This is a genomic window from Micromonospora sp. NPDC023956, from assembly GCF_040639195.1.
Taxonomy (GTDB): Bacteria; Actinomycetota; Actinomycetes; order Mycobacteriales; family Micromonosporaceae; genus Micromonospora.
Map to the genome: position 1 here is coordinate 40,541 of NZ_JBEZZN010000004.1, position 16,231 is coordinate 56,771.

Annotated in this window: 14 protein-coding genes; 11 read left to right on the top strand and 3 right to left on the bottom strand. The window is 72.0% G+C overall.

Going from position 1 to position 16,231, the window contains the following annotated elements; all coding sequences use genetic code 11:
- Nucleotides 1-84: 84 nt before the first annotated feature.
- Nucleotides 85-2,295, bottom strand: a complete 2,211-nt coding sequence (locus AB0F58_RS09825; protein ID WP_357140579.1) for an MMPL family transporter — start codon at nucleotides 2,293-2,295, stop codon at nucleotides 85-87.
- Between the two features lie 417 nt (nucleotides 2,296-2,712).
- On the opposite strand from AB0F58_RS09825, the gene AB0F58_RS09830 reads away from it, so the two are divergent.
- The 11 genes from AB0F58_RS09830 (at nucleotide 2,713) to AB0F58_RS09880 (ending at nucleotide 13,559) form a co-directional block, all read left to right on the top strand.
- Nucleotides 2,713-2,994 (top strand): phosphopantetheine-binding protein, encoded by a 282-nt coding sequence (locus AB0F58_RS09830; protein WP_357140583.1) that lies wholly within the window; start codon nucleotides 2,713-2,715, stop codon nucleotides 2,992-2,994.
- Nucleotides 2,991-4,163 carry an acyl-CoA dehydrogenase family protein gene (locus tag AB0F58_RS09835; RefSeq protein ID WP_357140586.1) on the top strand — a complete coding sequence of 391 codons (1,173 nt, stop codon included), beginning with the start codon at nucleotides 2,991-2,993 and terminating at the stop codon, nucleotides 4,161-4,163. The genes AB0F58_RS09830 and AB0F58_RS09835 overlap by 4 nt, the downstream gene beginning before the upstream one ends.
- A 5-nt stretch (nucleotides 4,164-4,168) precedes the next feature.
- Nucleotides 4,169-4,867 carry a hypothetical protein gene (locus AB0F58_RS09840; RefSeq protein ID WP_357140590.1) on the top strand — a complete coding sequence of 233 codons (699 nt, stop codon included), beginning with the start codon at nucleotides 4,169-4,171 and terminating at the stop codon, nucleotides 4,865-4,867.
- Complete coding sequence (ubiG, locus tag AB0F58_RS09845; protein WP_357140592.1) at nucleotides 4,867-5,658, top strand: bifunctional 2-polyprenyl-6-hydroxyphenol methylase/3-demethylubiquinol 3-O-methyltransferase UbiG; 792 nt, start codon at nucleotides 4,867-4,869, stop codon at nucleotides 5,656-5,658. Before AB0F58_RS09840 ends, ubiG begins: the two co-directional genes overlap by 1 nt.
- A gap of 3 nt (nucleotides 5,659-5,661) precedes the next feature.
- Nucleotides 5,662-6,138: a hypothetical protein gene (locus tag AB0F58_RS09850; RefSeq protein WP_357140594.1), complete on the top strand. Its 477-nt coding sequence runs from the start codon at nucleotides 5,662-5,664 to the stop codon at nucleotides 6,136-6,138.
- Nucleotides 6,135-7,211: a type III polyketide synthase gene (locus AB0F58_RS09855; RefSeq protein WP_357140597.1), complete on the top strand. Its 1,077-nt coding sequence runs from the start codon at nucleotides 6,135-6,137 to the stop codon at nucleotides 7,209-7,211. Before AB0F58_RS09850 ends, AB0F58_RS09855 begins: the two co-directional genes overlap by 4 nt.
- Before the next feature lie 62 nt (nucleotides 7,212-7,273).
- On the top strand, nucleotides 7,274-8,743 hold the full coding sequence (locus AB0F58_RS09860) for an aminotransferase class III-fold pyridoxal phosphate-dependent enzyme (RefSeq protein WP_357140600.1): 1,470 nt from the start codon (nucleotides 7,274-7,276) through the stop codon (nucleotides 8,741-8,743).
- Nucleotides 8,744-8,780: 37 nt separating this feature from the next.
- Nucleotides 8,781-10,259, top strand: coding sequence for an aminotransferase class III-fold pyridoxal phosphate-dependent enzyme (locus AB0F58_RS09865; RefSeq protein WP_357140603.1), 1,479 nt, complete (start codon nucleotides 8,781-8,783; stop codon nucleotides 10,257-10,259).
- Nucleotides 10,260-10,286: 27 nt separating this feature from the next.
- Complete coding sequence (locus AB0F58_RS09870) at nucleotides 10,287-12,044, top strand: AMP-binding protein (RefSeq protein WP_357140606.1); 1,758 nt, start codon at nucleotides 10,287-10,289, stop codon at nucleotides 12,042-12,044.
- Between the two features lie 5 nt (nucleotides 12,045-12,049).
- Complete coding sequence (locus AB0F58_RS09875; RefSeq protein ID WP_357140609.1) at nucleotides 12,050-12,634, top strand: NAD(P)H-dependent oxidoreductase; 585 nt, start codon at nucleotides 12,050-12,052, stop codon at nucleotides 12,632-12,634.
- A 31-nt stretch (nucleotides 12,635-12,665) separates the two neighbouring features.
- The gene (locus AB0F58_RS09880) at nucleotides 12,666-13,559 is read left to right on the top strand and encodes a methyltransferase domain-containing protein (RefSeq protein ID WP_357140612.1); all 894 of its coding nucleotides are present in this window, start codon (nucleotides 12,666-12,668) and stop codon (nucleotides 13,557-13,559) included.
- 73 nt (nucleotides 13,560-13,632) lie between these two features.
- On the opposite strand, the gene AB0F58_RS09885 is transcribed toward AB0F58_RS09880, so the two are convergent.
- Entirely contained in the window at nucleotides 13,633-15,645 is a 2,013-nt protein-coding gene (locus AB0F58_RS09885; RefSeq protein ID WP_357140615.1) for a cytochrome c oxidase assembly protein, read from the bottom strand.
- On the bottom strand, nucleotides 15,642-16,211 hold the full coding sequence (locus AB0F58_RS09890; RefSeq protein WP_357140618.1) for a copper resistance CopC family protein: 570 nt from the start codon (nucleotides 16,209-16,211) through the stop codon (nucleotides 15,642-15,644). The genes AB0F58_RS09885 and AB0F58_RS09890 overlap by 4 nt, the downstream gene beginning before the upstream one ends.
- Nucleotides 16,212-16,231: the final 20 nt, after the last annotated feature.

Sequence of the window (16,231 nt, forward strand, 5' to 3'; positions counted from 1 at the left end):
GCTCTCGCAGATTCGCCGAAACCGCGGTATCAGCTCGGCGCGATACCGCAGTTTCGGCGAAAACGGATTGGCGATCGGGGCCGGTCAGGCGGCGGGCACCGGCTCCGGGGCGGTGGTGCGTTGGCCGCCGGTGGTGCGTTGCGCGGCGCGGCCCCAGACGCGCGGGCCGATCAGGTTCAGTGCGGCCGGCATCACCAGCAGGCGGATGACCACGGCGTCGAGGGCGACCGCGATGCCCAGGCCCAGGCCGAGCTGCTGGACCACGCTGACCTTCGCCACCAGGAAGGAGGCGAAGACCGCCACCATGATCAGGGCGGCGCCGTTGACCAGTCCGGCGGTGTCGCGCAGCCCGTTGGTGACCGCCCCGTGATGGTCGCCGTGCTCGACGAAGTGCTCCCGCATCCGCGAGATCATGATGACCATGTAGTCCATGCTCAGCCCGAACATGATGGCGAAGACCAGGGCCGGGGTGGTGCTGTCGATCCGCTGGCCGAGCCAGTTCTGGCTGATCGCGGTGAGCAGGCCGAGGCTGGCCGCGACCACCAGCGCGTTGAGTGCCAGCGCCAGCAGCGGCAGCAGCCACGAGCGGAACGCGCGGGCCAGCAGGGCGATGGTGATCAGCGCGACCGCGATGAGGATGGCCGGCAGGGTATTGATCAGAACCTCGTCGAAGTCGACGCCGGTGGCGGTCGCTCCGGTCACCTGGACCCGCACCCCGTCCGGGACGGCGCCCGGCAGTTCGTCGCGCAGGTCGTGGATCAGGTCGTGGGCGGCGTCGCTGTCCGGGTCGGCACCGGGGATCACCACGACCCGGCTGACCAGACGGTCGCCGTCGGCACCCCAGAGCTGGTCGAAGCCGGCCTTGGCCTCGGGCGGCAGCGCCGCGGACTGGCCGCTCACCGCGGCGGTGACCGCGTCGGCGGGGAGCCCGATGCTGGTCACGTCGGTGACCGTGTCGATCTTCGGCTGTTCCCGGACCGTGTCGGTGACCGCGCGTACGGCGTCGAGGAGCGTGGCCGGCGACGTGCTCTCCGGCGCGCTCACCACGACCTGCACCGGGAAGAGGTTGCGGAACTCCAGCGCGGCCTGGAGCCGCTCGATGCCCTGCCGGGAGTCGGCGTCCTCGGGCAGGATGGTCGCACTGGCCACCGGCGACTGGAGTCGGATGTCGGTCATCGGCCAGGCCATCACCCCGAAGATCGCCACCAGGACGGCCAGGGTCAGCGCGGGCCGACGCTGGAGCCGGGTGAGCAGGCCGGGGCCGCCCTGCGCGGTCCGCGAGGAGCGCGGCTTGAGCGACAGCCAGTTGATCCGCCGGCCCATCACCGTCAGCGCGGCCGGGAGCAGGGTCATCGACATGGCCAGGGCGACCAGGGTGACCACCACGCCCGCGATGGCCATGCTGCTGAACACCATGATCCGGGGGATGAAGAGGGCGAGCAGGGCCACCACCACGGCCAGGCCGCTGAAGAGCACCGCGTGTCCGGCGGTCCGCATCGCGGTGCGCAGCGCCGGGACGTACGTGTCGCCCGCGACCAGCTCGTCCCGGTACCGCTTGATGATGAAGAGCGAGTAGTCGACCGCGACGGCGATGCCGATCAGTGAGACCGCGTTGGTGTAGAGGGTGGAGAGGTCCGTCGCGAAGGTGATCAGGTAGCCGATCGCGGAGGCGACCACCAGCGCGAGACCGGCCAGCACGATCGGCAGCAGCATCGCCCCGACCGACCGGAACACCACCAGCAGGACGACGATCAGCAGCGGGAAGGCGATCATCTCGGCGGTGATGGCGTCCTTCTCGGACTGCACGCTGAGGTCGTAGTCGAGGGCCTGCGCGCCGGTGACGTGCACCTGGACACCCCGGTCCCGCATCGCCCCGGTCATCCGCTCGCGCAGTCCGTCGATCTCGTGCTGGATCGTGGACTTGTCGACGCGGAACCCGAGCTGGAGGAAGGTGGTGTGCTTGTCCGGCGAGAGCCACTCCGGGTCCTGCCGGTAGTCCTGCACCGAGGCCACGTGCGGGGTCGCCTCGGCCACCCGGGTCGCCTCGGCCAGTTCGGCGGTGACGTCCCCGTCCGGCTTGGTCAACACGACCTGGAGGCTTTCCGGGGCCTCGTCGAAGGTGCGCTCGATGACCTTCTGCCCGGCGGCGGCCTCACCCCGGGGATTGTCGAAGCCCCCGGCCTTCAGCGCCCCGGTGAGCGCGATCATCAGGGGCACGCAGATCGCGGCGAGCACGATCCAGATCGCGATGACGGTTTTCGGACGGGCTATGGAGAACCGGACGACGGCGTTCACGGACGTTGTGCTCCCTGCTCGCGCTGGACAGGGCGACCGATCCACCCGATCGCCGTCCCGCAGGATCTCGTGGCTGACTCGTGCCGGACTCGAGGATCGCTGGAGTGATCTACAGGTAGCTACGCTACGTGTAGCGCTACTCGCCTGTCATGCACCCTGAGTGATCGTTGAGGGATCCTCGAGTGAGCCTTGAGTGATTCACGAGTGGCCCGTCCAAGCATTCAACCCCGTTGCGGAGCCAGCACGGCCGAGGTCGCCAACCCCGGGCGTGTGTCGCCTCAGGGCGCTCCGACCGTCGCCGCGTCCACCTCCGAAGGCGTCCTTTTTGTCACGGATCGGAGATACCCACGTGCTCGGAAGACTTTGTGGGATTCAGCAGCTTCGCTGCGACCTTATCACTTTTGGCGGGGAGGGACGATGATCGGCCTCGATGAACATGTGCGGACGCTCGTCGACGACCTGGTCGCCGTGAAGCCGTCCCTGCGTCCCGAGGAGATCCGGCCGGAGTCGTCGATCACCCGGGACCTCGGCTTCGACTCGCTGGACCTGGTCGAGCTGGCCGCCCGTATCCGCGACACGCATCCGGACTTCGACCTGCTGCGCTGGCTGGAGGACGCGATGTCCTCCGAGGTGGACAGCGTCGGGTCGATGGCGGAACTGCTGGCGGGCTCCGGCGCCGCCGGGGAGGAGAAGCGATGAGCACGGCAGCCGCCACCCGCACCGACTACGTGGCCCTCGCTCACGAGCTGGCGCCGACGTTCGCCGAGAACGCGGCGGAGCACGACCGCGACCTCAGCTTCCCGTTCGAGAACATGGCCGAGCTGGTCCGCAGCGGCTACACCGCGATGACCGTACCGCCGGAGTTCGGCGGTGCCGGCGCCAGCCTGGCCGAGCTCTGCGAGGCGCAGCAGGTCCTCGCCGGTGGCTGCGCGTCGACGGCCTTCGCGGTCAACATGCACGTGCACGGCCTCGCCATGATCGCCCGCCTCGGCGGTCCGAGCGCCGAGTGGGCCTGCCGGGCGGTGCTCGACGGCGCGGTGATCTCCGGCGGCTTCAGCGAGCCCGGGGTCGGCGGCAACTGGTGGCACCCGACCACGCGCGCCGAGGAGGCCGAGGGCGGCTACGTCCTCAACGGCCGGAAGGGCTTCTTCACCGGTTTCCCGGGCGCGACGCACCTCTTCCTCTCCGCCGCCACCATCGACGACCGTGGCCTGCCGCAGCCGATGGCCTTCCTGATCCCCAAGCCGGACAAGGGGGTCCGGGTGACCGCCGAGTGGGACGCCGCCGGCATGCGCGCCACGGGCAGCCATTCGCTCGCCCTGGAGGACCTCTTCATCGACGAGAAGTGGATGGTGGGGGAGCGCGGCAACCTGCCGATGCTGTTCATGATGGGCGTCCACTGGGCCTGGTGCAGCTTCGCCTCCTGCTTCGTCGGCATCGCCCGCGCGGCCCTCGACCACGTGGTCCGGACCCAGCAGCAGCGGGTGATCAGCGTGATCGGCAAGCCGAACGCGCACCTGCCCGGCATCCAGTTCAAGGTCGCCGAGATGGCCGCCAAGGTCGCCGCCGCGCGGGCCCACCTGGAGGCCGCGATCCACGCCGAGCACGACGACGTGGACCCGCTGCGGCACTACATCGACATGAGCGTCATGAAGACCACCGTCACCCGGCTCGCCCACGAGGTGGTCACCCTCGGCATGCAGGTGCAGGGCGGTTCCGGCCTGGCCTCCAGCGACCCGCTCCAGCGGATGTACCGGGACGTGGTCGCCGGCCTGCTCGTACCGCCGGCCACCGACGTCGTCCTGGAGTGGGCCGGCAAGTTGGCCCTGGACGTGCCGATCTTCGCCGAGCCGCGCTGGGTCGGGTGAGCCGGATGACCACGACGACCAACGGGGGGACCACGATGTCGAGCGCGGGAACGGGCGTGGCCGCCGACCTGGCAGCGGACTTCGAGAAGCGCCGGACCGGCCGGGTGGACGCCGGTGACCTGGTCGCCGAGAACCTGGCCGCGCTGGATGCGGCCGGGGTGATCAGCGCCGCCGACGGCGACGGCGCGGGGCGGCGGCAGGTGCTGCGTACCGTCGCGGCGGGGTGTGGGGCGACCGCCTTCGCCCTCGGCGCGGCGCTGGCCGCCGGGCGGGCCGAGGCGGTGCTGCACCACGCGGCCGTCCAGCTCGGCCTGGCCGAACGGGCGTACGCGGTCGCGGTCGAGCGGGTGCGCCAGCTCGGCGACGTGGCCCGCCTGCCCGGCCCGCAGTTCGCGGTGGCCCGGATGCGCGGGTCGCTGGACACCATGGCCGCGTTGCTCGAGCGGCAGGCCGGCCGGGCCGTCGGGGACGACGACGCCGCGCTCGCCGAGGCGTGCACCGCCGGGCTGTTCGTGGCCGGTGAGGCCGAGGCCGTGGTCTCCGCCGCCTACGACCTGGTCGACGCCGACGCGGCGGCCCGGATCGGCCAGCTCTGGCACGACCTGAAGGCCACCGCGCCCCCGGTCTCCGCAGCGCTCGCCCGGGAACTGGTCGGCAAGGCCGCCTTCGGCATCGACCCGGCCCAGACCCCGAGGTGGGTGTGATGGCGGGCAACGACCGGCACCTGGCCGCGCTCGACCCGGACGCCGTCGCGATCGACAACGAGTACTACCACGAGGTCGGCGACTCCTGGTGGGACGCGAGCGGCCCACTGCGCGCCCTGCACGACATGAACCCGGCCCGGGTGGCCTACTTCGACGCGACCGCCCGGCACGCGTTCGGCGAGGACCGCGCGCGGGTGCGGGTGCTCGACATCGGCTGCGGCGGCGGCCTGGTCTCCGAGCGGATGGCCGCGCTGGGATACCAGGTCACCGGCGTCGACCTCTCCGCCGGTTCGATCGAGACCGCCCGGCGGCACGCCACGGCGAGCGGCGTGACCGTCGACTACCAGGTCGGCTCGGCGTACGAGCTGCCGAAGGCCGACGGCGCGGTCGACCTGGTGGTCATCTCGGACGTGCTGGAGCACCTGCACGACCTGCCCGGCGCGGTGGCCGAGATCGCCCGGGTGCTGCGTCCCGGCGGCATCGTCGTGTTCGACACGATCAACCGCACGGTGGCCAGCTACCTGAAGGCGATCGTGCTCTCCGAGAAGATCCTCAAGATCATCTACCCGGGTACGCACAACTGGAAGATGTTCATCCGCCCGGACGAACTGCGCGCGGTCTTCGCCCGGCACGGCCTGACCCTCACCGAGACCAAGGGCCTCGAACCCGTGGCGCCACCGCACAAGCTCGTCCCCGCCACGCTGCGCGGCCGGGCGGTCGGTCCCTTCCACCTCACCCCGTCCACCGCCGTGAGCTACATCGGCCAGGCCGTCAAGTCCCAGGAGAGCTGACACATGGTTTGGATCAGGACCAAGACCAAGCGCGACGCGGTGATCCGCACCAGCCGCGAGGAACTGCGCAAGGTGATGCTCGACGTCGTCGGCACCGGCCGGCTGATGCCGGGCGTGGAGGAGCTGACCCAGGTCGGTGACGACCTGTACCACTACCGGCTCGCCGAGGTCTCCAACGGGGTCGTCCGGTTCACCCCGGAGTACACCGCCCGGTTCGACACCTCCGACCCGGACGCGATCACCTGGGAGCCGGTGGGCGAGTCCAACTTCCGCTCCTGGGGCACGTTCCGGATCACCGACGGCCCGACGCCCGACGAGCAGGTGCTGGAGATCGACACCCGGTCCGAGGCCTCCGTCGACGTGGCGCGGGTGGTGGTCGTGTTGATCGAGCCGTTCGCCCAGAAGGAGAGCGACGAGGTCACCGGTGGCTTCGTGAAGGCGATCCGGGAGGCGGTCGAGTCCGGGAGCGTGTCCGGATGATCACCGCGACAGAGCCGACCCGGCCGGCGCGGATCGTCGGCCTGCGCACCGCGCAGGCCGGGCCGGCCATCTCCCAGCGGGAGATGTTCGACACCTTCTACAAGGACCTCTACGCCGACGTCCCGGACGCCGAGAAGCTCTTCATGAGCACCCAGGTCAACCAGCGCCGGATGCTCTGGCCGCCGAAGGAGCACTACGGCGACGGCTGGCCCGGCATGCAGGCCCGGATGGAGGCCTGGGAACAGGGCGTCCTGGCGATGGGGCGGCAGACCGTCGGCGGGGTGCTCGACGACGTGGCCACCGACCGGGTGGGCAGCTACACCTTCGTCAGCTGCACCGGCTACGCCGGCCCGACCCCGGAGATGCTGCTGGCCAAGGAGTTCGGCCTGCGCAAGAACCTGCGCCGGACCTTCGTCGGCCACATGGGCTGCTACGCGGCCTTCAACGGGCTGAAGGTCGCCCTGGACTCGCTCGCCGGCCGCCCCGACGAACTCGCCCTGGTCACCTGCGCCGAGGTCTGCTCGGTGCACCTGCGTCCCGAGGCGACCAAGGAGCAGGTCGTGGTCACCGGCCTGTTCGGCGACGCCGCCGCCACCCTGCTGCTGGAGTCGGTGCCGGGTGACGTCGACGCGGTGGAGGGGCCGGTGGTCCTGGGTACGCACACCGAGACCCACCCGGAGACCTCGGCGGCGATGACCTGGAAGGTCATGGACGACGCGTTCCGGATGACGCTCTCGCCGTACGTGCCGGTCTACCTCGCCGAGACGATCCGGCCCTTCGTCGGCCGGCTCCTGGAGCCGCACGGCCTCGCCGTCGGCGACCTCACGCACTGGGGCATCCACCCCGGTGGTCCGAAGATCATCGACTTCGTGGGTGCACGGCTGGAACTGCCGGTCGCGGCGCTGCGCCCGTCGCTGGAGATCCTCAACTCCTGGGGCAACTGCTCCTCGCCGACGGTCCTGCTGATCCTCGACCACATCCTGCGCACCTCCCGCCCGAAGCCGGGGGAGTACGGCGTCCTGATGGCCTTCGGGCCCGGCCTGACCATGGAGTCCGCCCTGGTCCGCTTCTGAGGGCCCGGTCCGCTTCCGATCCCGCCAGCCCACCCGAGAAACCCGAGAAACGGAGTCGGCCCATGGCCACCCCCAACCCGACCGAGAACCTGGTCGCCGACCTGCTCACCCAGTCCTGGGTGATCGACATGTTCACCGAGATCGGGGAGCGTCAGCGCCAGTCGATCGAGGTCTCCGGCCAGGTCCGGGAGCGCGCCGCGTCCAACCACGTCTTCTGGCCGTTCCACGCGCCGCAGTTCCCGCTGGTCGTCGCCGAGGCGGCCGGGAGCCGGATCACCGACATCGACGGCAACACCTACCTCGACTCGCACCTGGGCTTCGGCGCGCAGGCGCTGTTCGGGCACAACCCGTCGACCGTGGTCGAGCACGTCCGGGAGCACCTCGGCCGCTCCACCGGCAACGGCTACCTCAACCTCACCGAGCTGCAACTGGTCGATCTGCTCGAGGACATGCTGCCGCACTGCCAGAAGTTCGCCTTCCTGAACTCCGGCACCGACGCCACCAACGCGGCGATCCGGCTCTGCCGGGCGCACACCGGCCGCCGGCTGGTGGCCAAGTTCGAGGGTGCCCTGCACGGCGTGCACGACCTGGCCGCGCACAACACCGCCTTCTGGTACCACGGCCACCCGACGCAGCCCTTCCCGGAGGTGACCGCCGACGGCATCGCCCCGATGCCCGCCCTCACCGGCGTCGCCCCGGCGGACCGGACCGAGCTGCTCATCCTGCCCAACGACACCGCCGCCGCGCTGGCCCTGATCGAGAAGCACCGGGACGAGCTGGCCTGCGTGCTCGGCGAGGCGGTCTCCTCGTCGTTCCCGTACGCCGAGCACACCGTCCCGCTGATCAAGGCGGTCGCGGAGCGCTGCAAGACCCTGCGGGTGCCGTTCGTCCTCGACGAGGTGCTCACCGGCTTCCGCTACGGTCTCTCCGGCGCCGCCGGTCACTTCGACATCCCGGCCGACCTGTACTGCTACGGCAAGGTGGTGACCGGCCTCGGCCTGCCGCTGTCCATCGTGGCCGGTCGTGCCGACATCATCGACAACATGCAGACCACCGGTCTGCCCCTGACCGACCTGGGCCGCAAGACCTGCGTGCAGACCACGCACGCCGGCAACCACCTCTCGCTGGCCGCCTCGTTCGCCTCGCTGGGCATGCTCCGCGACGCCGGCCCGGCCTACTACGAGCGCACCCGGGCCAAGGTCGCCACGGTGCAGAACCGGCTCGCCGAGTTCCGTACCGAGACCGGCATCCCGCTGCGGCTGCTCGGCTTCGGCGACTTCATCGGCTCGTTCGGCTTCGTCGCCGGTGAGTCGTACGACGACTACCGGGAGTTCGCCGGCGCGGTCAACCCGATCGGCCTGTTCATGCTGACCCTGATGCTGCGCCGTCGCGGCATCTACACCCTCAGCCTGCCGATGTTCTTCACCGGCGACGCGCACAGCGACGCGGACGTGGAGGAACTCCTCGCCGCCGTCCTCGACTCGGCCCGGGAACTGGACAAGCACGGCTTCCCGTTCGTGCTCCCGGCCTGACCACTCAAATACCCGAAACACGGATGGGCCAACGCCAATGACGATCGCCGACACCACCCCCGACACCCGTACCCCGGCCGAGATCCTCGCCGATGTCATGTCCCAGCCCTGGGTGGGTGACCTCTTCGCCGAGCTGACGGAGCGGCAGCAGAACTCCATGGCGTTGGCCGAGGAGGTGCGGGAACACGTGGTCACCAACCACGTGTTCCTGCCCTTCCACGCGCCGATGTTCCCGCTCGGCGTCGCCGAGGCCCAGGGCAGCCGGCTCACCGACGTGGACGGCAACACCTACATCGACTCGCACCTCGGCTTCGGCGGGCAGTCGCTGTTCGGCCACAACCCGCCCCAGGTGGTCGAGTTCGTGCGGGAACAGGCGCTGCGGAGCACCGGCAACGGCTACCTCAACCCGCTGGAGGGCAAGCTCGGCGAGTTGCTCAAGGAACTCATCCCGCACTGCGAGAAGTTCGCCCTGCTGAACTCCGGCACCGACGCCATCACCATCGCCACCCGGCTGGCCCGGGCGTACACCGGCAAGCGCCTGGTCGCCAAGTTCGAGGGCTGCTGGCACGGCACCGGCGACGTGGCCGCGCACAACACCTCGTTCTTCGCCCACGGTCACCCGAAGGTGAACCCGTTCCCGGAGGTCGGCCCGGACGGCATCGAGCCGCTCACCGCCTTCACCGGCGTGCCGCAGCTGGAGATGCTGATCCTGCCGCACGACGCCGCCGCCGCCAGCAAGCTGGTCGAGAAGTACGCCGACGATCTGGCCTGCGTCATCGCCGACGCCGCCTGCCAGTCCTGGCCGTTCACCGACCAGACCATCCCGGAGCTGCGCGAGGTCGCGCACCGCTGCCAGGACCTCGGCGTCCCGTTCATCCTCGACGAGGTGCTCACCGGCTTCCGGTTCGGCACCGCGGGTGCCGCCGGCCAGTTCGACATCCCCGCCGACCTGCACTGCTACGGCAAGGTCGTCTCCGGTCTCGGCCTGCCGCTGGCGGCCATCGGCGGCAAGGCCGAGCTGCTGGAGGCGGCGCACACCTCGGGCATGCCGCTGACCGACATCGGCAGCAAGACCTTCGTGGTGAACACCCACTCCGGCAACCACCTGTCGATCGCCGCGTCGTACGCCTCGCTGAGCATGCTCCGCGACGCCGGACCGGCCTTCTACGAGCGGACCGAGGCCAAGGTGGCCCGGGTGCAGTCCCGGCTGGCGGACTTCCGCGCCGAGACCGGCATCCCGCTGCGGCTGCTCGGTTTCGGCGCCTTCGCCGGCACCTTCGGCTTCACCGCCCGGGACTCCTACGACACCTACCGGGAGTTCGGTGCGGCGGCCAACCCGCTCGGCCCGGCCGTGCTCACCCTGATGCTGCGCAAGCGCGGCGTCTACACGCTGAGCATGCCGATGTTCTACACCGGCGACGCGCACTCCGACGCCGACGTGGACGCCATCTGCGACGCGGTGATCGACTCGGCCCGGGAGATGGGCCGCAACGACTTCCCGTTCGTCATTCCCTGATCGTTCGCCACCCCATCGGAGCCCCTCATGAGCATCGACAGCGGCACAGGCCCCGACCTCGCGATCCACCCCGACCGGCGGGGTTACACCCACGACCCCGCCGTCGGGATCGCCCGGCTCACCCCGGCCGGTACGGTGGCCGGCGCGCTCGTGGAACGGGCGCGCCGGCAACCCGACGCGGTCGCCTACTACCTGCCGGACGAGCCCGAGGCCGACCAGCGGATCACGGTGGCCGGGATGCTCGACCGGGCGCACGCCGCCGGGGCGGCCCTGGCCGCGGCCGGGCTGCGCCGGGGCGGTCACGTCTGCCTCTGCCTGGACACCTCGGCCCCGCTGCTGGCCGGGTTGTTCGGGGCGGAACTGCTCGGTGCCGTCCCGGCCGTGCTGGAGCCGCCGCTCAGCGCCGGCCGCAAGCAGCTCTGGCTGGACCGGGTCCGGCACATCGTCGCGGTCGCCCGGCCGGAGGTGCTGGTCTGCGACGAGGAGCTGCGCGAGGCCACCGTCGAGGCGCTGGCCGGCCTGGACGTCGCGGTGATCAGCCCGCCGTTCGGCGCCGGGACGGTCGCCGAGCCGGTGCTGGAGGCCGGACCGGAGGAGCCCGCCTTCATCCAGTTCACCTCCGGCACCACCTCGGCGGCGAAGGGCATCGTGCTCAGCCACCGCGCGGTGCTGGCGGCGGCCTCCGCGATCGGCCTCGGCGGGCCGTTCTACGCCGACGACGTGATGGCGAGCTGGCTGCCGCTGCATCACGACATGGGCATGGTGGGCGCGACGATGACGCCGTTCCTGCTCTCCCTGCCGTCGGTGCTGATCCGCCCGCTGGCCTTCGGCACCCGGCCGGACCGCTGGCTGCGGCTGATCCACCGGTACCGGGCCACCCTCTCGCCCGCGCCGAACTTCGCGTACCGGCTGGTCGCGGCGGTGGCCCGCAAGGTCGACCTGACCGGGGTGGACCTGAGCTGCTGGCGGGCGGCGTTCAACGGGGCGGAGGTGGTCGACGCGGGCACGCTGCGCGACTTCCTGGCGGTGACCGCGCCGCTCGGCTTCCGCCCGGAACACCTGCGTCCCTGCTACGGGATGGCCGAACTCGGGCTCGCCGCGACCTTCTCGCCGGTCGGCACCCCGCCCCGGAGCGAGGCGGTCTCCCGGACCGCGATGGCCACCCAGGGCCGGGCGCTGGCGCCGGAGTCCGAGGAGGACACCCACCACTACGTCTCCTCCGGCATCCCGGTGCCGGGCACCAAGGTCCGGGTCGCCGACGCGAATCACGTGGACCTGCCCGACCGGCACGTCGGTCGGGTGCTGGTGGCCAGCGAGTCGATGATGACCGGTTACCTCAACGGCCCCGCCGACCCGCTGCTCGAACTGCGCGACGGCTGGCTGGACACCGGGGACCTCGGTTTCCTGCTCGACGGGGAGCTCTACGTCACCGGCCGGAGCAAGGACCTGATCATCCTGGCCGGGCGGAACTACCAGCCGCAGACCTTCGAGCGGGCCGCGGAGAGCGTGGACGGGGTGCGCGCGGGCGGTGCGGTGGCGGTCGGCGTACCGGATGCGCGCAGCGGCACCGAACGGATGGTCCTGGTGGTGGAGAGCCGGGCCCACCGGGATCCGGAGCGGGCCGCCGAGACCGTCCGGGCCGTCGAGCGCGCGGTCAGCGACCTGACCGGGGTACGCCCCGGGAAGGTGCTCGTGGTCGCTCCCCGTACCCTGCCCAAGACCTCCAGCGGGAAGCTCCAGCGCCCCCAGGTGGCCGCGATGGTGGCCGCCGGGCCCGTTCCGTGACCGCGGTGGAGCTGGCACTGCTCGGCGGCTCGCTGCGGCCGGGGTCGGTGAGCGAGCGGGTGCTGCACGCCTGCGCCGACCTCGCCGCCGGCCGCGGTGCCCGCTGCACGGTGCTCACCGCGGCGGACCTGGACCTGCCGCTCTACCAGCCCGGGACCCCGCACCGCCGGCCGGCCGCCGCCACACTGCTGGCGGCGGTGCGCCGGGCCGACGGCCTGATCGTCGTGTCGCCGACCTATCACGGCGGCATGTCCGGCCTGCTCAAGAACGCCCTGGACCACCTGGAGGACCTGGCCGCCGACCGGCCGGCCTACCTCGACGGGAAGGTGGTCGGCTCGGTCGCCGTGGGCTGGAGCGAGCACGGCGCCTCGACCGCGGTCGCCGCGCTGCGCACCACCGTGACGTCCCTGCGGGGCTGGGTCACGCCGATGGCGGTCGGCGTCAACTCGATCGAGCTGGCCGCCCTCGAGGACGTGGACGCGGGGATCCGCGCCGACGCCCGACTGATGCGTCGGCTGACGATCCTGGTCGGCCAGGTCACCGACTTCGCCGGCCGGGGCTCCGCCGCCCGCCTGGTTCCCAGCGCCTGACCCACCCCCTTCGCCATAAGGAGAGCGCCACGTGAGCACCCAGACCACCGACACCGGCATGAGCCAGGAGGGCTCGGTCGAGGACCTGCACCGGGCCGTGCGCGACCACTACGACAAGCTCGTCGACCTCTACGAGGACCTGTGGGGCGAGCACATCCACCACGGCTACTGGGACCTCGACGCGCCGAACGTGTCGCGGGACGTCGCGCAACGGCGGACCACCCAGGAGCTGATGCGGTTCGGCGGCATCCCGCAGGGTGCGCGGGTACTCGACTCGGGCTGCGGCATCGGCGCGTCCGCGGTGATGCTCGCCGCCGACCTCGGCTGCACCGTCGAGGGCATCACCCTCAGCCACGAGCAGGTCAAACGGGCCACCGAGAAGGCGGCAGCGGCCGGCGTCGGCGACCGGACGTCGTTCCGGGTGCTCGACGCCATGCACACCGACTACCCGGACGACACCTTCGACGTGGTCTGGTCGATGGAGAGCTGCGAGCTGATGCCGGACAAGCGGGCCTACCTCGCGGAGAACCTGCGCATCCTCAAGCCGGGCGGCCGGCTCGTGGTGGCCACCTGGACCAGCCGCGACGACCGGCTCGACCCGAAGGAGGTCAAGCTGCTGCGCCGGCTCTACCGGGACTTCGCCATCTCGCACGTGCTGCCGCTGGAGCACTACGCCCGGCTCTGTGGCGAGCTGGGCTACGCCGACGTGCGGACCGCCGACTGGACGGACAACGTCAAGGCCACCTGGGCGCTCTCGGCCGACATCGTCAAGCCCCTGATGCGCGACCCGTCGTACGTGTGGAAGCTGGTGCGGGCCAAGGGCGCGGACATCTTCCGCTTTCTCAACTCCGTCCCGCTGATGAAGCAGGCGTACGACAAGGACGTCATGCACTACGGCGTCTACACCGCCGTCAAGCCGGGCTGACCGGCACCGCCCCACCCCGCTCCCGGCTTCCCGTCGCAGGACGCGCCCGCGCTGCGACGGGAAGCCGGTGCGCTCATTCCCGCCGTTCGTCCGGGCCACCCGCACGGGCACCGTCGTGGCCGACCGGCACCGGCTGGGCGGCGTCGACGCTCGGCACCACGTACGGGTCGCCGCCGGTTCGCGCGGCCCGGTCCGCTCCGGTCGCCCGGTCGGAGTACCGCCAGAGCAGGGCGAGGCCGCCCGAGGCCAGCACCACCGCCGCCACCAGCGCGGTCCAGGCCGCGTAGCGGTGGTCGACGGCCGGGGCCGGTGCCCAGTCCGTCCGGACCAGGTCGAACCACTCGGTCGACCGCAACCGGTCGCTGCGCCGTACCAGGTGGGCGAAGAGGAGCAGCGCCGCCGTGGTGGCCGCCAGGACGGCGGCGCCGACCCGACGGGGACGGTGGCGCAGCACCGTGGCGACCGCCCCGCCGGCGAGCAGGAAGGCGGTGAGCATGCCCAGGTGCCCGACGTGCCGCTGCATCAACCAGCTCAGCACGGGGGCGAAGTAGGGCAGGTAGAGGCAGGCCACGAAGGCGACCACCGCGGTGACCGGGTGCCCCAGGGCTCGGGCGGGGCCACTTCGGCGCAGCGTCTCCCACCACTCGAGGGCGCCGGGCAGCTCGGACGTCGGGCCGGAACGCAGCGTCGCGCCGGCCAGGGCGCCCGGTGCCCCGGCGCAGACCAGCAGGGGGACGACCACCAGCAGCGCCACGTGCTGTCCGATGTGGTGGGCGTGGGTCACCGCCGCGTACCGGGCGAAGCCCAGACAGGTCACCCCGACCAGCACCAGCATGCCGGCGAGGAAGCAGAGCGTACGGGCCGGCGGCCAGACCCGGCCGGCACGCCGCAGCCGGCGGACCCCGGCGAGGTACAGGCCCCCGCCGATCACGGCGATGAGCAGGAAGTAGGCGTCCGGGACCGGTTGGCCCAGCAGCCGGGCCACGGTCGGCGCGGCGGGCAGCGGAAAGCCGAGGAGTTCGGTGTAGACGTCCGGCTCCACCGGATCGACGGTGACCGGCGAGGGGGCCCGGGACATGGCCACCCCGACGGCCACGATCCCGGCGAGCACCAGGACCTCGACCGCGGCGAGCCGCCGGAACGCCCACGCCCCGCCGGCGGCGAGCCGGGGCAGGGTACGCCGCCGGTGCGCCGCCCCGAAGGCACCCAGTGCCACCAGCACGACGCTCTTGACCAGCACCAGCGTGCCGTACCGGGTGCTCCACAACTCGTCCGGCTGGTACAGCCGGATCGCGGTGTTGGCGATCCCGCTCAGCCCCATCAGGACGAAGCACCAGAGCGCCATCGTGCTGTAGCGCTGGGCCGCCAGGGGCAGGTCACGGTCGCCGGGGAGGGTGAGCAGCGCGGCCAGGCCACCGACCCAGAGGGCCGCCGCCGCCGTGTGGACCCCGACGCTGCTGACCGCGATCGCGTGGTTGCCGGAGCCGGCCGAGTGGCCGGTCAGCACCACCGGGAGGGTCGCCGCCACGGCCAGCAGGGCGGTGACCGCGACACCGGTGCGGGTGATGACCCACCGGGTCGCGGCGAACACCACGACGATCATGACCGTCGCGACGACCAGGCCCTGCCCCTGCGACACCGACATGGCGAGGCTGAGCACGGTGACCGCGGTGACCTGGTCGACCGGGTTGCCCAGCAGGCTGGAGGCGGTGAGCGGCAGCGCGACCACGGTCGCCACCAGCCAGAGCGCCGCCGCCCAGGACGCCCGGCGGAGCAGCCGGTACCCGACCGGACCGACCAGCCGGTCCAGCCCGGGTAGCAGGAACGCCGCGGCGACCGTCCAGCCGACGGTCAGGACCGCCCCGACGTAGCTCAGCGTCCGGGCGACCGGCAGCGCCCAGGCGGTGAACGCGCCGCCGTCGGGCAGACCGAGGATCTGCTCGCGGTCGGTGCCACCGCCGTACCACAGCGCGAGGGCGAGGACCACGGACCCGACGGCCGCCGTCGCGACGACGAGACGGGGGACGCCGGAGCGGCGCCGGACGGCGACCGGCGGGTCGGCCGGGCGCGGCTCGATCCGGGTCACCTGGGCAGCTTCCTGGTCAGCCGCCGGGGCATGCGGGTCCGCGAGGCCAGGACCACGCCGGCCGCCAGCAGCACGAGCCCGCCGCCGGCCACCAGGACCCAGGGCGTGCCGGAGCGCGTGGTGGAGCCCTCCTCCGCCTCGGCCGGGGGCAGCTCCGTGGGCTCCTGACCGGGCGGCAGGGCCACCTGGAAGCGGAACTCGCCCTGCACCGGGTGCCCGTCGGAGCCGACCACCCGCCAGGCGACCCGGTACGAGCCCGAACCGGTCGGGTAGACCGGCTGGCGCAGCCGGAACTGGTCGACCTCCACCTCGCCCCGCAGGTAGGACCGCCCCTGCGGTCCGGCCACCACGATCGTGACGAACTCGTCCCGGACACGGTCGTCGAAGGTGAACTCCACCGTCTCCACCGGAGTCGAGATGGTGGAGTCCTTGGCGGGGGACACGCTCGCCAGGCGGGCGTGCGCGTTCGCCGGGGTCGCGGTGACCGCCAGTACGACCGCAACGGCAGCCGCCGCCGCTCCCACCTGTCGGATCACCAGGCCGGCCGGGCCGGACCATCGGGACATTCGGAACTCCTCTACTCAGG

Bases quoted from the DNA above. Each gene is read 5' to 3' on its own strand.
- AB0F58_RS09830 (WP_357140583.1), top strand. From the start codon at position 2,713: ATGATCGGCCTCGATGAACATGTGCGGACGCTCGTCGACGACCTGGTC.
- AB0F58_RS09835 (WP_357140586.1), top strand. From the start codon at position 2,991: ATGAGCACGGCAGCCGCCACCCGCACCGACTACGTGGCCCTCGCTCAC.
- AB0F58_RS09840 (WP_357140590.1), top strand. From the start codon at position 4,169: ATGACCACGACGACCAACGGGGGGACCACGATGTCGAGCGCGGGAACG.
- ubiG (WP_357140592.1), top strand. From the start codon at position 4,867: ATGGCGGGCAACGACCGGCACCTGGCCGCGCTCGACCCGGACGCCGTC.
- AB0F58_RS09850 (WP_357140594.1), top strand. From the start codon at position 5,662: ATGGTTTGGATCAGGACCAAGACCAAGCGCGACGCGGTGATCCGCACC.
- AB0F58_RS09855 (WP_357140597.1), top strand. From the start codon at position 6,135: ATGATCACCGCGACAGAGCCGACCCGGCCGGCGCGGATCGTCGGCCTG.
- AB0F58_RS09860 (WP_357140600.1), top strand. From the start codon at position 7,274: ATGGCCACCCCCAACCCGACCGAGAACCTGGTCGCCGACCTGCTCACC.
- AB0F58_RS09865 (WP_357140603.1), top strand. From the start codon at position 8,781: ATGACGATCGCCGACACCACCCCCGACACCCGTACCCCGGCCGAGATC.
- AB0F58_RS09870 (WP_357140606.1), top strand. From the start codon at position 10,287: ATGAGCATCGACAGCGGCACAGGCCCCGACCTCGCGATCCACCCCGAC.
- AB0F58_RS09890 (WP_357140618.1), bottom strand. From the start codon at position 16,211: ATGTCCCGATGGTCCGGCCCGGCCGGCCTGGTGATCCGACAGGTGGGA.